General features: G+C 45.9%; 14 protein-coding genes and 20 tRNA genes. 26 read left to right on the forward strand and 8 right to left on the reverse strand.

The window, feature by feature from the left end; all coding sequences use genetic code 11:
- Positions 1-10: 10 nt before the first annotated feature.
- The 7 genes from ushA to hemA all read right to left on the reverse strand — a co-directional run bounded on the left by ushA (position 11) and on the right by hemA (position 7,362).
- Positions 11-1,672, reverse strand: a complete 1,662-nt coding sequence (gene ushA / locus C1S74_RS07060) for a bifunctional UDP-sugar hydrolase/5'-nucleotidase UshA (RefSeq protein WP_045395861.1) — start codon at positions 1,670-1,672, stop codon at positions 11-13.
- Positions 1,673-1,983: 311 nt separating this feature from the next.
- The gene (kdsA, locus tag C1S74_RS07065; protein ID WP_038872813.1) at positions 1,984-2,835 is read right to left on the reverse strand and encodes a 3-deoxy-8-phosphooctulonate synthase; all 852 of its coding nucleotides are present in this window, start codon (positions 2,833-2,835) and stop codon (positions 1,984-1,986) included.
- A 51-nt stretch (positions 2,836-2,886) separates the two neighbouring features.
- Positions 2,887-3,696, reverse strand: a complete 810-nt coding sequence (locus tag C1S74_RS07070; RefSeq protein ID WP_038872810.1) for a SirB1 family protein — start codon at positions 3,694-3,696, stop codon at positions 2,887-2,889.
- Between the two features lie 5 nt (positions 3,697-3,701).
- Positions 3,702-4,085 carry a SirB2 family protein gene (locus C1S74_RS07075; protein ID WP_045395858.1) on the reverse strand — a complete coding sequence of 128 codons (384 nt, stop codon included), beginning with the start codon at positions 4,083-4,085 and terminating at the stop codon, positions 3,702-3,704.
- Positions 4,086-4,126: 41 nt separating this feature from the next.
- Entirely contained in the window at positions 4,127-4,984 is an 858-nt protein-coding gene (prmC, locus tag C1S74_RS07080) for a peptide chain release factor N(5)-glutamine methyltransferase (protein WP_045395855.1), read from the reverse strand.
- A 3-nt stretch (positions 4,985-4,987) separates the two neighbouring features.
- The gene (prfA, locus tag C1S74_RS07085; RefSeq protein WP_038872803.1) at positions 4,988-6,076 is read right to left on the reverse strand and encodes a peptide chain release factor 1; all 1,089 of its coding nucleotides are present in this window, start codon (positions 6,074-6,076) and stop codon (positions 4,988-4,990) included.
- Positions 6,077-6,105: 29 nt separating this feature from the next.
- A complete protein-coding gene (gene hemA, locus C1S74_RS07090) occupies positions 6,106-7,362 on the reverse strand; it encodes a glutamyl-tRNA reductase (RefSeq protein ID WP_038872799.1) in 1,257 nt (418 codons plus the stop codon).
- Positions 7,363-7,496: 134 nt separating this feature from the next.
- Between hemA and lolB the strand changes: the two genes are divergently transcribed.
- The 25 genes from lolB to C1S74_RS07220 all read left to right on the forward strand — a co-directional run bounded on the left by lolB (position 7,497) and on the right by C1S74_RS07220 (position 14,596).
- Positions 7,497-8,135: a lipoprotein insertase outer membrane protein LolB gene (gene lolB / locus C1S74_RS07095; protein WP_082038968.1), complete on the forward strand. Its 639-nt coding sequence runs from the start codon at positions 7,497-7,499 to the stop codon at positions 8,133-8,135.
- Positions 8,132-9,004: a 4-(cytidine 5'-diphospho)-2-C-methyl-D-erythritol kinase gene (ispE, locus tag C1S74_RS07100; RefSeq protein ID WP_045395852.1), complete on the forward strand. Its 873-nt coding sequence runs from the start codon at positions 8,132-8,134 to the stop codon at positions 9,002-9,004. The genes lolB and ispE overlap by 4 nt, the downstream gene beginning before the upstream one ends.
- A gap of 28 nt (positions 9,005-9,032) precedes the next feature.
- Positions 9,033-9,977: a ribose-phosphate pyrophosphokinase gene (locus C1S74_RS07105; protein WP_010446481.1), complete on the forward strand. Its 945-nt coding sequence runs from the start codon at positions 9,033-9,035 to the stop codon at positions 9,975-9,977.
- Between the two features lie 151 nt (positions 9,978-10,128).
- A complete protein-coding gene (gene pth, locus C1S74_RS07110) occupies positions 10,129-10,719 on the forward strand; it encodes an aminoacyl-tRNA hydrolase (protein ID WP_038872796.1) in 591 nt (196 codons plus the stop codon).
- 10 nt (positions 10,720-10,729) lie between these two features.
- Positions 10,730-11,821 (forward strand): redox-regulated ATPase YchF, encoded by a 1,092-nt coding sequence (gene ychF, locus C1S74_RS07115; RefSeq protein WP_038872793.1) that lies wholly within the window; start codon positions 10,730-10,732, stop codon positions 11,819-11,821.
- A gap of 284 nt (positions 11,822-12,105) precedes the next feature.
- Positions 12,106-12,182 (forward strand) — tRNA-Met (locus tag C1S74_RS07125).
- 39 nt (positions 12,183-12,221) lie between these two features.
- Positions 12,222-12,306: transfer RNA gene (locus C1S74_RS07130), tRNA-Leu, on the forward strand.
- A gap of 31 nt (positions 12,307-12,337) precedes the next feature.
- Positions 12,338-12,412 (forward strand) — tRNA-Gln (locus C1S74_RS07135).
- Between the two features lie 80 nt (positions 12,413-12,492).
- Positions 12,493-12,569 (forward strand) — tRNA-Met (locus C1S74_RS07140).
- Positions 12,570-12,642: 73 nt separating this feature from the next.
- Positions 12,643-12,727: transfer RNA gene (locus tag C1S74_RS07145), tRNA-Leu, on the forward strand.
- A gap of 26 nt (positions 12,728-12,753) precedes the next feature.
- Positions 12,754-12,838: transfer RNA gene (locus C1S74_RS07150), tRNA-Leu, on the forward strand.
- A 16-nt stretch (positions 12,839-12,854) separates the two neighbouring features.
- Positions 12,855-12,929: transfer RNA gene (locus tag C1S74_RS07155), tRNA-Gln, on the forward strand.
- Positions 12,930-12,962: 33 nt separating this feature from the next.
- Positions 12,963-13,047: transfer RNA gene (locus tag C1S74_RS07160), tRNA-Leu, on the forward strand.
- A gap of 30 nt (positions 13,048-13,077) precedes the next feature.
- A tRNA-Gln gene (locus C1S74_RS07165) sits at positions 13,078-13,152 on the forward strand.
- A gap of 64 nt (positions 13,153-13,216) precedes the next feature.
- Positions 13,217-13,301, forward strand: a tRNA-Leu gene (locus C1S74_RS07170).
- Between the two features lie 41 nt (positions 13,302-13,342).
- Positions 13,343-13,419: transfer RNA gene (locus C1S74_RS07175), tRNA-Met, on the forward strand.
- Between the two features lie 51 nt (positions 13,420-13,470).
- Positions 13,471-13,555 (forward strand) — tRNA-Leu (locus C1S74_RS07180).
- Between the two features lie 39 nt (positions 13,556-13,594).
- Positions 13,595-13,669: transfer RNA gene (locus tag C1S74_RS07185), tRNA-Gln, on the forward strand.
- Between the two features lie 65 nt (positions 13,670-13,734).
- Positions 13,735-13,819 (forward strand) — tRNA-Leu (locus tag C1S74_RS07190).
- A gap of 41 nt (positions 13,820-13,860) precedes the next feature.
- Positions 13,861-13,937 (forward strand) — tRNA-Met (locus tag C1S74_RS07195).
- A gap of 53 nt (positions 13,938-13,990) precedes the next feature.
- Positions 13,991-14,075 (forward strand) — tRNA-Leu (locus C1S74_RS07200).
- A 46-nt stretch (positions 14,076-14,121) separates the two neighbouring features.
- A tRNA-Gln gene (locus tag C1S74_RS07205) sits at positions 14,122-14,196 on the forward strand.
- Between the two features lie 55 nt (positions 14,197-14,251).
- Positions 14,252-14,336, forward strand: a tRNA-Leu gene (locus tag C1S74_RS07210).
- A 46-nt stretch (positions 14,337-14,382) separates the two neighbouring features.
- Positions 14,383-14,457, forward strand: a tRNA-Gln gene (locus C1S74_RS07215).
- Between the two features lie 54 nt (positions 14,458-14,511).
- A tRNA-Leu gene (locus C1S74_RS07220) sits at positions 14,512-14,596 on the forward strand.
- 153 nt (positions 14,597-14,749) lie between these two features.
- Here C1S74_RS07220 and C1S74_RS07225 read toward each other — a convergent pair.
- Positions 14,750-15,925 carry a 2-octaprenyl-3-methyl-6-methoxy-1,4-benzoquinol hydroxylase gene (locus C1S74_RS07225; protein ID WP_045400203.1) on the reverse strand — a complete coding sequence of 392 codons (1,176 nt, stop codon included), beginning with the start codon at positions 15,923-15,925 and terminating at the stop codon, positions 14,750-14,752.
- A gap of 258 nt (positions 15,926-16,183) precedes the next feature.
- Here C1S74_RS07225 and miaB point away from each other — a divergent pair, with 258 nt between their 5' ends.
- The gene (gene miaB / locus C1S74_RS07235; RefSeq protein WP_038873822.1) at positions 16,184-17,608 is read left to right on the forward strand and encodes a tRNA (N6-isopentenyl adenosine(37)-C2)-methylthiotransferase MiaB; all 1,425 of its coding nucleotides are present in this window, start codon (positions 16,184-16,186) and stop codon (positions 17,606-17,608) included.
- Positions 17,609-17,626: the final 18 nt, after the last annotated feature.

A 17,626-nucleotide genomic window follows, 5' to 3' on the forward strand; every position in this document is an offset into this window, starting at 1 on the left:
CAATCGCTTTTTACTTGTAAACAATATCACCAGAAGGAGCATACTCATTTACGTCAATCGGACTGTGCGTTTGTAAGAACTCTTTCAACACTTCTGCATCTGTAAACCCTGTATTGACGTAGCCTGAATGCGTATTTACTTTCGGGTAGCCATCACCGCCTGACGCATTGTAACTCGGTACGGTAAAGCGGTATTGGCCATCGAGGCGTAACTGCTTTTCACCAATGAATACGTTCGAAACCTTGCCATTTTCCACAGTCATAGAAATGCCCGCAAACTGAGCATAAGCACCTGAATCTACGGGCTTAGTTGCGACTACATTTAAGTAATCTAAGACTTCTTTACCCGACATATCTACGTAAGAGACCATGTTGCCAAACGGTTGTACCGTTAGTACGTCTTTGTAGGTAATATCACCGGCTTCAATGGAGTCACGCACGCCACCTGAGTTCATGACAGCAAAGTCTGCTTTCGCACGCTCCATGTGCGCGGTTGCGATTAAACGGCCAAGATTGGTTTGCTGATAACGAACCACGTTACGGTCGCCTTCAAGTTTCCCATTCGATTCAGCAATCTTCACATTGAGCTTGTCTTGCCCCTGCTCTTGATAAGGGCGTAAAAACTCAAGCATGGCCTCATCTTGGTTTATCTCATCTTGAATCAGCACACGTTGTGATTCGCCATTCACTTTGATCTTCTTCTTCAAGTTGACTGGAATCAGATCGTAGCTCACCATAGAAAGCTCACCATTACGGAATTCGTAATCCGCGCGGCCAACAAACTTACCCCATTCATACGCTTGTACAATGTAAGTCCCATTTTGCACATCAGGCTTACATTCATCACCTGGCATGAAGTTCTTTTTGATGACGTTCGGACCTTCCATACAAACAGGCTCTTGAGAGTGACCACCCACAATCATGTCCAAGTCACCTTCATTTAGGTAGCGAGCCAATGCCACATCACCGGGAGCATTCACACCACGGTTGCCATTTTCGTAATGGCCCATGTGTGTCACTGCAAAAATAAGGTCCGGCCGCTCTGTTTCTTTCAACTCAGCGATGACCTTCTTCGCTTCTTCTTTCGGGTCACGGAAATCAACCTCGCCAATAAATTCAGGGTTACCTAGCTTCGCCGTGTCTTCAGTGGTTAAACCAATAACAGCGATCTTGATGCCTTGCTTGTTGAACATGGCATAAGGTTGGAACAAGCGCTTGCCAGTTTCTTTGTCGTAAATGTTGACAGACAGCATCGGAAAGTTTGCCCACTCTTGCTGTTTGAATAGCACTTCTAGTGGGTTGTCGAACTCGTGGTTACCTAGCGCCATCGCATCGTAACCAATTTTGCTCATGCCTTTAAAGTCAGGTTCTGCATCTTGCAAGTCAGACTCAGGTACACCTGTGTTGATGTCGCCACCTGATAGGAGTAGCACACTGCCCCCTTCCGCTTGAATCTCTGCGCGCAGTTCATCAATCAGCGTTTTACGCGCAGCCATGCCGTACTCGCCGTATTTATTCTGCCAGAAACGACCATGATGATCGTTGGTGTGCAGTACGGTCAATTTGTACGTTGTATCTTCATTCCATTCGTGTGCTGGTTGCGTTGCACATCCGGCTAAAGTAGCCAGAATAGCGGCGCTTAAAGCGTTTTTTACAATCAGGCGTTGCTTCATTGTTTTACCTTTTTATCGTCTGGGGTCCACTGCATTGCACGCTCAATGAGAAGAACTAACTCAACTCTTACTTATTGAGACGCAAAAACTTGAGATAGTGTAAAACACTAACATATTGATTTCATGTTTCTGCGACGTACTTTACTTATGGCGAACTGAACAGCCGCAAATTTAAACAGATTATAGACATAATCAAGGTGGGATAAGGAAGCGAGAAGCGAGAAAAGGATAGTGAGGCAGAATCAATGTGTCGATACAAAAATGGCCAGCACACGGGCTGACCATTTCATTCAAACATTCACAACGATCGATTATTTGATATCGATGTCTGCAAAGCTCTTGATTAGATCGTCTAGCGATTTCATTTGCGCTAGGAACGGCTCTAGTTTGTCTAGAGGCAATGCAGATGGTCCATCACAGCGAGCTTGGTCTGGAGTCGGGTGCGCTTCGATGAACAGACCCGCAATGCCTGTTGCTAAGCCCGCTTTTGCCAGTTCAACCGTCTGCTCGCGACGACCACCAGATGCCGCGCCCGATGGATCACGCATTTGTAGTGAGTGTGTTACGTCAAAGATGATTGGGCTGCCTTTCGATGCGTTTTTCATTACACCAAAACCAAGCATGTCTACAACTAGGTTGTCGTAGCCCATACAAGAGCCACGCTCACATAGGATGATGTTTTCATTACCACATTCTGCGAACTTCTCAACAATGTTACCCACTTGGCCTGGACTCATGAACTGAGGTTTCTTCACGTTGATCACTGCGCCTGTTTTCGCCATTGCTTCAACAAGGTCAGTTTGACGAGCTAGAAATGCAGGAAGCTGAATAACGTCAACCACGTCTGCCACTGGTTGAGCTTGTGCTTCAGTATGAACATCAGTAATGATCTTTACGCCAAACGTGTCTTTCAGTTCTTGGAAGATTTTCATACCTTCTTCTAGACCAGGGCCACGGTATGAATGAACAGAGCTGCGGTTTGCTTTGTCGAACGACGCCTTAAATACGTAAGGAATGCCAAGCTTGTCGGTTACTTTTACATAGTGCTCACAGATCTGCATAGCAAGATCACGAGACTCAAGAACGTTCATACCAGCAAACAGTGTGAATGGCTTGTCGTTAGCAACCTGAATGTCGCCAATATTAACGATTTTCTGTTCCATTTTGATTCTCTTTTGTCTGTCCTCAATACGCCTTTCGGCCTATTGATAAAATTAGTGAAGCGTGACGTGCTTTTCGTTCATCGCATTAACTTGTGATTTTAGTAGCTCTGATGCCGGATCGTCTGGACATTGGTCAATAAAGTACTCAAAATCGGAAGCGGCAACCTGAAGGCACTCTAACTGCTGGAAGATAAAGCCGCGGTCACGAATTTCATACGGGTCATCGGGTACGAACGTCAACGCAAGATTGGTACAACGCAGTGCCAGTGTGTAACGCTCTTCACGCAGCATCGCGCTTTTAATCAAAGCTAACCAACGGCCAATGACCGTAGGGTTATCGGCTTCTTCAAAATGTTCAGGTTTAAGCGTCGCAAGTGGACCTTCTTGACCAATCAACCATGCTTGAAGAATTTTCTCGCCAACGTATTCACCGTTAAACGGATTAATGTAATCTGGTGTTTTGTGCATCCAATCCAGCTTAATCAAGAACTGAGTTGGGAATGTCACCCCTTTCATCGGGAAACCAAGACGATTGCCAAGATAAAGCAGAATAGCACCAAGGCTAACTGGAATGCCTTTCTTGCGCTCTAGCACCTTATCAATAAAGCTGTTGTCAGAGATAAAATACTCTTGCTCATCCCCTTTAAAACCCCATTCATGGAAGAATAGGCGCAAGAATGAGTCAAAGCGTTGCTCTTCATCGGTTTCATGAACAAGTGTCGCTTCTGCTTCTTTGTACAGACGCTCTAATTCTTGTTTTGCCCAATGAACATTGGTTTCTGGGTTAATGGAATGATTCAGCTCTAAGGCGCCTTCCACCAACGGGATGTTGTCAAAATCTTCGTCAAAAAGTTCAAGCATGAAGATTACCCAAATAGGTTTGGATTTTTAGAAACGGCAATATTCGCGGCCATAACCAACCAGCCTAAAGCACCGAAGAAAGCAAAGATTCTCAGCAACTTGTTCTTCGCCATCTTCATCGCAAAGAAACCAAGAGCAATGTACGCCAACACACAAGTGATCTTGTTGGTTAACCAAGGCGCAGCATCCGTAAATGGAATAAAGCCGGTCACCATGATCAGACCGATACCAGATAGCAGTAGCGCGGTATCAACAATATGCGGGAAAATTTTCAGAAAGTGATTGTTGAGTTTCGGAGAATTCATCATCAACAACGCAAATCGGATAGACAATAGTGTTGCACTCAGCGCGATCGTCACTAAGTGAATGTGTTTTAGAGCTACGTACATTTCTCTTCTCTTTTATAAGTTTACTGCTGACTTGCTCGTTATTATTTTGGCTTAAAGCAACCAAGCGTCACTCGGTCGTTATCGCCGTAATCTTTTTCTGTCATCACTTGCTCGAAACCAAAGTTCGTCAGGATTTCGCGTACTGCATCACCTTGATCGTAACCATGCTCGAAAGCAAGCCATCCACCCTCTTGCAAATATTGACGAGCAAGATCGGAGATATATCGAATGTCCGCTAAGCCATTCTCGTCTGCAACAAGCGCAGATTTTGGCTCAAAACGCACATCACCTTGAGATAGGTGTGGGTCTTTTTCGTCGATATATGGTGGATTGGAGACAATTAAAGCAAACTTTGTTCCGCTGGCAATAGGTTCAAACCAGCTACCTTGGTCAAACGTCACATTTTTAATGTTTAGTTGCGCCGCGTTGTACTCTGCGAGCTCTTTTGCTTCTTGTTTTAAATCCACGCCCATCACTTGACGCGCTGGCATTTCAGACGCTAAAGCTAAGGCAATCGCTCCTGTGCCTGTACCAAGGTCAAGAATCGGCCCAGTCTGATCAAAGGTTTTATCTAGTGCGACTTCAACCAAACGTTCGGTATCTGGTCTTGGAATCAAGGTAGAAGGGGAGACTTTTAACGGCAAAGACCAGAACTCACGTTCACCAATGATGTAAGCCACTGGTTCACCTGCGATGCGTCTTTCTAACAGCATCTCAAACTGAGCTTGTTGTTCCGCTTCTAATGCTCTTTCTGGCCAAGTGAGCAGGTAGCTTCTTGGTTTGCCTAGGACGTGACAAAGGAGGACAGCCGCATCGAGAGAAGGCGACTCTTTGCCGCCTTCTGTCAGAATTGCCGTTGCACTTTTCAGTGCTTGCTCAATCGATTGAACTTGGCTCATCGATTAGTTGTTCTCAGCTAGCGCCGCAAGTTGGTCTGCTTGGTGCTCTTGAACCACTGGTTCAATCAAGCTTTGCAGGTCACCTTCCATCACTTCGTTCAAACGGTAGATGGTTAGGTTAATGCGGTGGTCAGATACACGACCTTGCGGGTAGTTGTAAGTACGGATACGGTCACTACGGTCACCAGAACCTAGTAGGTTACGACGTGTATCAGAGACTTCTGCAGCACGACGCTCTTCTTCCGCTTGAACGATACGAGCAGCAAGTACTGCCATCGCTTTCGCTTTGTTCTTATGCTGTGAACGCTCGTCTTGACACTCTACTACTGTACCTGTCGGTAAGTGGGTAATACGGATTGCAGAATCCGTGGTGTTTACGTGCTGACCACCCGCGCCAGATGCACGGAATGTATCAATCTTCAGATCGGCTGCTTTGATTTCTGGTAAGTCCGCTTCTGGGATCTCAGGCATCACTGCCACGGTACACGCTGAAGTGTGAACACGACCTTGAGATTCAGTCTCAGGTACACGTTGTACACGGTGACCACCTGATTCAAACTTAAGCACACCGTAAACGCCATCGCCGCTCACTTTCGCGATCATCTCTTTGTAGCCGCCTTGTTCTGAGTCATTGCTGCTCATCACTTCAACGCGCCATCCTTTCTTCTCAGCGAACTTAGAATACATGCGGAACAAGTTACCTGCGAAGATACCCGCTTCGTCACCACCTGCGCCCGCACGGATTTCTAAGAAACAGTTACGCTCGTCGTTTGGATCTTTTGGTAGCAATAAGATTTGAAGCTCGTCAGTAAGACGCTCAATCGCCTCTTTTGCTTCTTTGATCTCTTCTTGCGCCATTTCACGCATTTCTTCGTCGTCTTCGTTCGCCATCTCTTCAGCGGCTTCTAGATCTTCTTTTGCCTGCTGATACGCTTGGAAGCACTGAGTTACTTCTTCTAGCTGCGAGTACTCTTTTGATAGAGCACGGAATTTGTCCTGATCACCAATTACATCAGGATCACCAAGAAGATGTTGTACTTCTTCGTAACGTTCTACTAGCGTTTCTAGCTTAGTCAGAATAGAGGCTTTCATAGTGTCGTTTTCTTAATAAAAAGCGTGAGTTACAGATCATCCAAACCAAGGGTCTGGCGGATAACCGTTAATTTTGCTGGTTCGCCCTGCTCGGCCGCACTTTGCAATGCACGAGTAGGAGCGTGAATCAGTTTGTTGGTGAGTTTATTACTAAGCTCACGCAGGACCTTTTCAGGATCTGCGCCCGTTGCCAATGATTGTAGGCTCTTACTCAATAATTCTTCACGAATTTCGTTCGCCGATTTACGATAATCACGAATACTGTCGACCGCTTGCAGCGAGCGCATCCACGTCATGAATGCTGCACTTTCTTCGCTAACAATCGCTTCCGCTTGAATCGCTTCGACTTTACGTTGCTCAATGTTGTTATCGATGATCGATTGTAAGTCATCCACCGAATACAAGTAAGCATCGCTCAATTCACCGACTTGCGCTTCCACATCTCGTGGCACGGCGATATCTACAAGCAAGATTGGCTGGTGACGACGTTTTTTCAATGCCGTTTCCACCATGCCTTTACCGATGATAGGTAACGGACTCGCTGTTGAGCTAATTACGATATCCGCTCTTGGTAGATGGTCAGGAATTTCATTCAGGCTGATCACCTCTGCACCAAATTGCTCTGCTAATAACAATGCACGCTCTTTGGTTCGGTTAGCCACAATCATTTTCTTGCAGCCATTGGAGGCTAAGTGCTTCGCCACCAGTTCGATGGTTTCGCCCGCGCCCACCAACAACACCGTAGAATCAGAAAGTGATTCGAAAATGTGTTTTGCCAGTGTACAAGCAGCGTAAGCCACTGACACCGCATTACCACCAATATCAGTTTCAGTTCGAACACGTTTTGCGACAGAAAAAGTTTTTTGGAACAACTTATCAATCGACGTATCCACCGCCTGATGATCTCGGGAATCGGAAAACGCTTGTTTTACCTGACCCAAAATCTGAGGCTCACCAAGTACCAGTGAATCAAGGCCGCAAGAAACACGCATCAAGTGCTTAATCGCCGCTTGCTCTTCATGGACATAAAGGCTCGGCATCAAGTCTTCTTGATTAACTTGATGGAACTGGGCTAACCAGTCGATAAGCTTATTTCGCGCTCCTTGCTTTACGTCGCAGTACACTTCGGTACGGTTACAGGTTGAAACAATCACACTGCCATTAACGGCTTCATGGTCTCTGAGTTGCTCAAGTGCTGGGCCCAGTTTATCGGGTCCGAACGCCACTTTCTCTCGCAAGTCAACAGACGCTGTATTGTGATTGATTCCAATAGCAAGCAAGGACATCTAACGTGGTATCTCTGAGATCGGTTATAAAATAGGTTCAGAATTTTACTGTAAGCACGCATTTATTGAAAGGGTAAGCAGGATTTGTTTTCCTTCGTCTCTGTTTTCAATGCTATAGTTGTGAGCGATTACCGATGAAACTGATTAATAAGCCATCAAACATGACCTTACGCTCCTTTCTCATCTTGCTCTTATCGAGCATAGTACTTGCAGGTTGTAGTTCTGTTCCTGAGAGTGTCACCAGTGTTGAGTGGCAAACACATGAACAGCGACTAGAAACCATTGATAACTTTCAAGCCACGGGCAAGCTTGGCTACATTGGCCCCGACCAAAGGCAAAGTCTGAATTTTTTCTGGAAACACTCTTCCACCTTAAGCCAATTGCGCTTAACTACTCTACTTGGTCAAACCGCATTAAAACTCACGATTACACCACAAGGTGCGACTGTAGAAACCTATGACGACCAAGTACTTTCTGCGCGTAATGCCAATCAATTGATTTACCGATTAACGGGCTTAATGATGCCTGTTGATCACATGCCGGATTGGCTACTTGGCCTTCCAACGGATGCAGACTCCTTCCAACTCTCAGCGACCAATACCTTGCAAGCGCTGGACAAGCAGATTGGTATGAACGATTGGAACATTGCCTACCAACGGTATGGGGATGTGGCCTGGCACGAACAAGCGTTGCCATTACCGAACAAACTCAAGCTAAGTACCGCAGACGTAAAAATTAATTTAGTGATCACAAAATGGAACATCACCCAATGATCGAATTTTCAACCCGCTGGCCTTCACCAGCGAAATTGAATCTCTTTCTTTATATCAATGGCCGAACTGAAAACGGCTACCACGAATTACAAACCTTATTCCAATTCGTCGATCACGGCGATGAACTTAGCATCCAAGCGAATGGCTCTGGCGAGATCACAATTTCACCTGAAATTGAAGGTGTTCCTCTAAAAGACAACTTGATCTGGAAAGCCGCCACAGCATTGCAACGCTACGCTAATTGCTCATACGGTGCACATATCGATCTTCATAAGATCTTACCGATGGGCGGTGGTATTGGCGGTGGTTCATCCAATGCAGCAACGGCCTTAGTTGCGCTTAATTACCTATGGCAAACCCACTTAAGTGATGATGAATTAGCCGAAATCGGCCTTGCGCTTGGTGCTGATGTACCCGTTTTTGTTCGCGGCTTTGCAGCGTTTGCGGAAGGTGTTGGCGAGAAACTTTCGCCAGCTCATCCAGATGAGAAATGGTATTTGGTCGTTCGTCCAAATGTTTCCATTGCAACCGCCGACATATTCACTCATCCGGATTTGACTCGAAACACGCCAAAACGCGATTTAGAAACGCTTTTAAACACGCCAAGCGTAAACGATTGCGAAAAAATTGTACGAATGCTCTACCCAGAGGTTGATAAGCAACTTTCATGGCTGCTACAATACGCGCCGTCAAGATTGACGGGGACAGGATCTTGCGTTTTTGCTGAATTTTCAAGCAAAGCGGAAGCAAAAGCTATCCTTGCACAACTCTCTGATAATGTCTCGGCATTTGTCGCTCAAGGGCGCAATATCTCGCCACTAAAAGAGACTTTGGCTGAATACCAATCAGCCCAACACCGACCTATTTAAAACTGGACGCAAACCCGAGGTTTCCACCGTGCCTGATATGAAGCTATTTGCTGGTAACGCAACACCTGAACTAGCCCAACGTATTGCTGATCGTCTTTACATCTCTCTAGGTGATGCATCTGTTTCTCGCTTTTCTGATGGCGAAGTTGCAGTTCAAATCAACGAGAATGTTCGTGGTAGCGATGTTTTTATCATTCAATCCACTTGTGCACCGACTAACGACAACCTAATGGAATTGGTTGTTATGATTGATGCAATGCGCCGTGCTTCAGCAGGCCGTATCACTGCAGTTATTCCTTACTTCGGCTACGCTCGCCAAGATCGTCGTGTACGTTCTTCTCGTGTGCCAATTACTGCAAAAGTTGTTGCTGATTTCCTATCTAACGTTGGTGTTGACCGCGTTCTGACTATCGACCTACACGCTGAGCAAATCCAAGGCTTCTTCGATGTACCTGTTGATAACATCTTCGGTACGCCTGTACTGCTAGAAGATATGCAATCTCGTGGTCTAGAAAACCCAGTAGTGGTTTCTCCTGACCTAGGTGGCGTAGTTCGTGCTCGTGCAACAGCGAAAGCACTAGGCGACATCGACATCGCTATCGTTGACAAGCGTCGTCCACGTGCAAACGTTTCTGAAGTAATGAACCTAATCGGTGACGTTGAAGGTCGTGACTGTGTGATCGTTGATGACATGATCGATACAGGTGGCACACTATGTAAAGCAGCTGAAGCGCTAAAAGAGCGCGGTGCTAAGCGTGTATTCGCTTACGCAACTCACGCTGTTTTCTCTGGTAACGCTGCAGACAACATCAAGAACTCTGTTCTTGACCAAGTTATCGTAACTGACTCTATCTCTCTATCTAAAGAGATGGCTGCAACTGGCAAAGTGACCACACTAAGCCTATCTCGCATGCTAGCTGAAGCGATTCGTCGTATCAGCAACGAAGAGTCAATCTCTGCAATGTTCAACTAATACGAACATTTCAGTTAGACTGATTTTAAAAGCACCCCTCTTTGGGGTGTTTTTTTATTTGTATCGATAGGCAGAAAATCCCTTGGTCGCCCACTGTGAGAATTCTGTGCTATCATACTGCGCTTTTTGAGATTCCAGAGAGATCCTAACCTTGACTCAACCAATCAAACTTCTTGTTGGTCTTGCTAATCCGGGACCAGAATACGCCAAAACTCGCCACAATGCGGGCGCTTGGGTTGTAGAAGAATTAGCTCGCGTTCACAACGTTACCCTGAAGAACGAACCAAAGTTCTTTGGCCTAACCGGACGCATTATGGTCAATGGCCAGGATCTCCGTTTGCTCATCCCCACCACGTTTATGAATCTTTCTGGTAAAGCGATCGCGGCATTAGCGAAGTTTTATCAAATTAAACCAGAAGAGATCATGGTTGCTCATGACGAGCTAGACTTACCTCCAGGTGTCGCTAAGTTTAAGAAAGGTGGTGGTCACGGAGGTCACAATGGCCTACGTGATACGATTAGCAAAATGGGCAATAACAAAGATTTTTATCGTCTTCGTATCGGCATCGGCCATCCAGGACACAAAGATAAAGTGGCAGGTTTTGTACTAGGCAAAGCTCCAGCGAAAGAGCAAGAGCTACTAGACGCCGCAGCCGACGAGTCGGTTCGTTGTCTAGACATCCTAATAAAGGATGGCCTATCAAAAGCGCAAAATCGCCTCCACACGTTCAAAGCTGAATAAGGTTACTATCATGGGTTTTAAATGTGGCATCGTTGGTCTACCTAACGTTGGTAAATCAACTCTGTTTAACGCACTAACTAAAGCGGGTATTGAAGCAGCAAACTTCCCGTTCTGTACCATTGAACCAAACACTGGTGTGGTTCCTGTGCCAGATCTACGTCTAGACGCACTAGCGAAGATCGTTAACCCACAGAAAGTTCTACCTACTACAATGGAATTCGTAGACATCGCTGGTCTCGTTGCTGGTGCATCACGCGGTGAAGGTCTAGGTAACAAATTCCTAGCGAACATCCGTGAAACTGACGCGATTGGTCACGTTGTACGTTGTTTTGAAAACGACAACATCGTTCACGTTGCTGGTAAAGTATCTCCAATCGAAGATATTGAAGTTATCAACCTTGAGCTAGCAATGGCTGACCTTGATGCTTGTGAGCGCGCGATTCAGCGTAACGCTAAAAAAGCAAAAGGCGGCGATAAAGACGCGAAATTCGAACTGACTGTGCTAGAGAAGCTACTTCCAGTTCTGACAGAAGGCGGCATGGCACGTACTGTTGAGCTTTCTAAAGAAGAGCTAGCAGCAGTAGGTTACCTAAACTTCCTGACGCTAAAACCGACTATGTACATCGCTAACGTGAACGAAGACGGTTTTGAAGATAACGCATACCTAGACGCTGTACGTGAGTACGCGGAAAAAGAAAACAACGTAGTTGTTCCAGTATGTGCGGCTATCGAATCAGAAATGGCTGAGCTAGAAGACGACGAGCGTGAAGAGTTCCTTGCAGATCTCGGCATCGAAGAACCTGGTCTAAACCGTGTAATTCGTGCGGGTTACGAACTGCTTAACCTACACACTTACTTCACCGCCGGCGTGAAAGAAGTTCGTGCATGGACAATCCCTGTTGGTGCAAGCGCACCTAAAGCAGCTGGTAAAATCCACACTGACTTTGAAAAAGGCTTCATCCGTGCAGAAGTTGTCGGCTACGATGATTTCATCCAATTCAACGGTGAAAGCGGTGCGAAAGACGCGGGTAAATGGCGTCTAGAAGGTAAAGAATACATCGTTAAAGATGGTGATGTTGTACACTTCCGCTTCAATGTATAACTAAGTGAATGAATTTTAAACACTTCATTTACAAAAAAAGCCAGCTAGCATGCTGGCTTTTTTTATACCTTTCATAAACAACACAAAATAAACTCCCTCGCTCCAAGCCAATTTATTTCCAGTTTTAGATCATAAACACGCCTCTTTGTTTAAAAAGGAAGCGAACGATGGATTTTGCGGGATTTATTGAAAAAAACTGTTGACGGATCTCACTCAACTTCGCATAATGCGCGCCGTTCCCGACAACAAGGCAACTTAGCGACGAGAACGGAAAACATGGTATTGGCTACGTAGCTCAGCTGGTTAGAGCACATCACTCATAATGATGGGGTCACAGGTTCGAATCCCGTCGTAGCCACCATTCCTAAACGTTCTTTTATTAGAATTGTTAGGAATAGATGCGGTCGTGGCGGAATTGGTAGACGCACCAGATTTAGGTTCTGGCGCCGTAAGGTGTGAGAGTTCAAGTCTCTCCGACCGCACCATGTATTAAGTGGTAGAAATACTACTGCCTGCAGGTCTATCGCCAAGCGGTAAGGCAGCGGCTTTTGATGCCGCCATTCCCTGGTTCGAATCCAGGTAGACCTGCCATTATTCCAAAGTGGGATTCCTTTAAGAAAAAGGGTTGTCACTTAGAGCTTGAAGGTTTATATTGTCTCGCTCAAAAAGATGGCTACGTAGCTCAGCTGGTTAGAGCACATCACTCATAATGATGGGGTCACAGGTTCGAATCCCGTCGTAGCCACCATTCTTTCTTAATGAAAGAAAAGTTATAACGATTAGTTTTTACCAATTAACTAATGGTTAATAGATTTCAAGATGCGGTCGTGGCGGAATTGGTAGACGCACCAGATTTAGGTTCTGGCGCCGCAAGGTGTGAGAGTTCAAGTCTCTCCGACCGCACCATCTTGAAACAACTTAAATAAATATATGCGGTCGTGGCGGAATTGGTAGACGCACCAGATTTAGGTTCTGGCGCCGCAAGGTGTGAGAGTTCAAGTCTCTCCGACCGCACCATATATTTATTGCCTGCAGGTCTATCGCCAAGCGGTAAGGCAGCGGCTTTTGATGCCGCCATTCCCTGGTTCGAATCCAGGTAGACCTGCCACTATTTTAATTATTGAGTTTACTCAGTAGTTATGCGGTCGTGGCGGAATTGGTAGACGCACCAGATTTAGGTTCTGGCGCCGCAAGGTGTGAGAGTTCAAGTCTCTCCGACCGCACCATTATTAAAGTCTCTTTTATTAGAGCATTGTAGGGCTATCGCCAAGCGGTAAGGCAGCGGCTTTTGATGCCGCCATTCCCTGGTTCGAATCCAGGTAGCCCTGCCATATTATCCCTTTAAAGGGACGTTATTGAGGTTTTACCAATTCTCTCGATAACAACAATTAAGATGCGGTCGTGGCGGAATTGGTAGACGCACCAGATTTAGGTTCTGGCGCCGCAAGGTGTGAGAGTTCAAGTCTCTCCGACCGCACCATCTTAATTAAAAGAATACATATGTTGCTAAAACATATTGTTGGCTACGTAGCTCAGCTGGTTAGAGCACATCACTCATAATGATGGGGTCACAGGTTCGAATCCCGTCGTAGCCACCATTTATTTTATTGTCTAGGTTTTACCAATTTCCTAGATGATTTAGAAAAGTCGCGGTCGTGGCGGAATTGGTAGACGCACCAGATTTAGGTTCTGGCGCCGCAAGGTGTGAGAGTTCAAGTCTCTCCGACCGCACCATACTTTTCTAATTTGATATGTCTTTTGACTATCACCCGTAGGTCTATCGCCAAGCGGTAAGGCAGCGGCTTTTGATGCCGCCATTCCCTGGTTCGAATCCAGGTAGACCTGCCATTATTTTCCCTTTAAAGGGACGTTATTGAGGTTTTACCAATTCTCTCGATAACAACAATTAAGATGCGGTCGTGGCGGAATTGGTAGACGCACCAGATTTAGGTTCTGGCGCCGCAAGGTGTGAGAGTTCAAGTCTCTCCGACCGCACCATCTTAATTAAAAGAATACATATGTTGTTAAAACATATTGTTGGCTACGTAGCTCAGCTGGTTAGAGCACATCACTCATAATGATGGGGTCACAGGTTCGAATCCCGTCGTAGCCACCATTTATTCAGATAAATAGTTTATACTTACGACTATTGATCAGAAGTATTAAAGCGCGGTCGTGGCGGAATTGGTAGACGCACCAGATTTAGGTTCTGGCGCCGCAAGGTGTGAGAGTTCAAGTCTCTCCGACCGCACCATAATTTCCTTGATTGGGAAGCACTTAGCTGAAAGACTAAGACCTGTAGGGCTATCGCCAAGCGGTAAGGCAGCGGCTTTTGATGCCGCCATTCCCTGGTTCGAATCCAGGTAGCCCTGCCATTACAAAACGTTGTTAAGGTTATACCAATTACCTTAGTAACTAAAAAAACACGATGCGGTCGTGGCGGAATTGGTAGACGCACCAGATTTAGGTTCTGGCGCCGCAAGGTGTGAGAGTTCAAGTCTCTCCGACCGCACCATACTTTCCTTAATTGGGAAGCACTTAGCTGAAAGACTAAGACATGTAGGGCTATCGCCAAGCGGTAAGGCAGCGGCTTTTGATGCCGCCATTCCCTGGTTCGAATCCAGGTAGCCCTGCCATTACAAAACGTTGTTAAGGTTATACCAATTACCTTAGTGACTAAAAAATACGATGCGGTCGTGGCGGAATTGGTAGACGCACCAGATTTAGGTTCTGGCGCCGCAAGGTGTGAGAGTTCAAGTCTCTCCGACCGCACCATGATTGAAAAACCCAGCATTAATTTGCTGGGTTTTTTCTTTTTTCCGATTCTGGACTCGGTAGATCTCTGATTTATCGAATTAAAAAAGCGAGCTCATGGCTCGCTTTTTTTCTATCTATTGCTTTTCTACCTGACGCATTGGGTATCCAGACTTACATACCCAATGCGTACTTCAATACTTGAGCTTTAATCGGCCCTGAGTTTTCCGCTAACTTTAATGCCGCATTACGAGCGAACTTCAGTGGCCCTAAATCATTACTAAAGCCTTTGTAGAACACATCCATGCCAGTTTGCATTAGCAAGTTATCTGGTCGACGAGCGCGCTCATACTTGGCGAGTAATGAATCATTAAGTTGCTCTTGCTGATCCGTCACTGAAAGCAGGACATCAACATCCTTGAAGCCAAGATTCACGCCTTGCCCAGCAAGTGGGTTAATTGTATGGGCAGAGTCGCCCACTAACACGCAATTCTTGTTTGAATAACTTTGAGCATGACGACGAGTCAGTGGGAATGAGCCAGACTGTAAAACTTCAATATCGCCCAATTCAGCTGGAAAGTGCCGTAAGATCTCTTCTTTTAGCTGGGGTTTCGTCATCGCACACAATTGCTTAATACGTTTTGGTGAGTCATACCAAACCAGCGAACCCTGCCCCACTTCTTTACCATCTTCAGTTAATGAACATAGCGGCAAGAACGAACGTGGACCTGACGGAGTAAATTGCTGCCAAGTGATGTCTTGTTGAGGAAGTTCGGTTTTCACGTTGATCAGCATGCAGTGTTGACGGTAATCCCACGCGGTTACGCCAATACCCGCTAATTGACGGACTTTCGAGTTTGCGCCATCGGCACCAATCACCCAACTAGCCTCAAACTGCTCACCACTTTCTAACGTTACACGGTTTACCTCGGCAAATTCGATGTCTTTCAATCGCTCTGGGCACATCACCGTTAAGTTGTCGTACTGTGCGAAAGCTTGCCAAAGACCAAGTTGGATTAGTCGGTTTTCAACGATATAGCCTAGCTGCTCTAGTGACAGTTCATCAGAGTGAAAACGAGTACGGCACTCTGGGTGTTCCCACGTTTCCAAACGACGATAAGGACACACTCGCATGCTCTCAATTGCTGACCACGCATCTAATGAATCAAGTAACTTTACTGATTGGTGTGAGATTGCTGAAACACGAATATCCAAGGCTTGAGAAGCTTCAAAAGCCTTAGGTTCAGCACCTTCCACAACCACAACACTTCTGCCCTGCTTAGCAAACCCGACAGCCATCGCTGCACCGACCATGCCGCCACCGATTACGGCGATATCATACTTGTTCATTTTTTGCTCTTCATCGTATTGATTATTTGGCGTTTTTTAATTGTACGTTCCACGGCTATTTTTACAAAATTCTTTAATACAAAACCTTGCTTCGTATGGGGTAAAAATCTAGATTTCATCAGGGTTTGCAGAGAATTCGTCAGATCACTAGTCAGGTGCTTTTTAAAGCAGTACAATACGCCGCTTACCGCCGAGATGGCGGCTATAATTTGAGCAATAGCTCTCCGATTTAAGTACAACTGAACGAGCGAAAGTGAGATGAGTAAGAAACTGCTAATTAAAACCTGGGGCTGCCAGATGAACGAATACGATTCATCAAAAATGGCCGACCTGCTTAATGCTGCAAACGGCTATGAGCTGACCGAAGAGCCAGAGGAAGCAGACGTACTTCTACTTAACACCTGTTCGATCCGTGAAAAGGCGCAAGAGAAAGTTTTCCACCAGCTTGGTCGTTGGAAAACACTAAAAGATAAAAAACCTGGCGTGGTTATCGGCGTTGGTGGTTGTGTAGCAACTCAAGAAGGCGATCACATTCGTCAACGTGCTCCATACGTTGACGTAATTTTTGGTCCACAAACCCTTCACCGTCTTCCTGAGATGATTAAGCAATCTCAATCGGATGAAGCACCAGTCATGGACATTTCATTCCCAGAGATCGAAAAGTTCGACCGTCTACCAGAGCCTCGTGCTGAAGGTGCGACAGCGTTCGTTTCTATCATGGAAGGCTGTTCTAAGTACTGTACTTACTGTGTAGTACCGTACACTCGCGGTGAAGAAGTAAGCCGTCCAATGGATGACGTACTGTTCGAAATCGCACAACTAGCAGAACAAGGCGTCCGCGAAGTGAACTTACTGGGCCAGAACGTAAACGCGTACCGTGGTCCTATGCACGACGGTGAGATCTGTTCATTCGCAGAACTACTTCGTTTGGTTGCGTCTATCGATGGTATTGATCGTATCCGCTTTACAACAAGCCATCCATTAGAGTTTACTGATGACATCATCGCAGTATACGAAGACACACCTGAGCTAGTAAGCTTCCTTCACCTACCAGTACAAAGTGGTAGTGACCGAGTGCTGACTATGATGAAACGTCCTCACACTGGCATCGAATACAAGTCGATCATCCGTAAGCTACGTAAAGCACGTCCTGATATCCAAATCAGTTCAGACTTTATCGTTGGTTTCCCTGGTGAAACAGACAAAGATTTCCAAGACACAATGAAGCTAATCAAAGACGTAGACTTTGACATGAGCTTCAGCTTTATCTTCTCTCCACGCCCAGGGACACCAGCGGCAGATTACCCTTGTGATCTATCAGAGCAAGTGAAGAAAGAGCGTCTATACGAGCTACAACAAACCGTAAACACACAAGCAATGCGCTACTCTCGTCTAATGCTAGACACTGAGCAACGCGTTCTGGTTGAAGGTCCTTCTAAAAAGAACCTAATGGAGCTACGTGCTCGTACAGAAAACAACCGTGTAGTAAACTTTGAAGGTAGCGCAGACCTAATCGGTCAGTTCGTTGACGTGAAGATTACGGACGTATTTGCTAACTCACTACGTGGTGAGCTAGTACGTACAGAAAAAGACATGGACCTTCGTAGTGTGATTTCACCAATGCAAATGATGGCGAAAACACGTCGCGAAGATGAGCTAGGTGTAGCTACTTTTACGCCATAAGCTCGTACAAATAGCCAT

Origin of the sequence: Vibrio hyugaensis, assembly GCF_002906655.1 — a bacterium.
Classification (GTDB): Bacteria; Pseudomonadota; Gammaproteobacteria; order Enterobacterales; family Vibrionaceae; genus Vibrio; species Vibrio hyugaensis.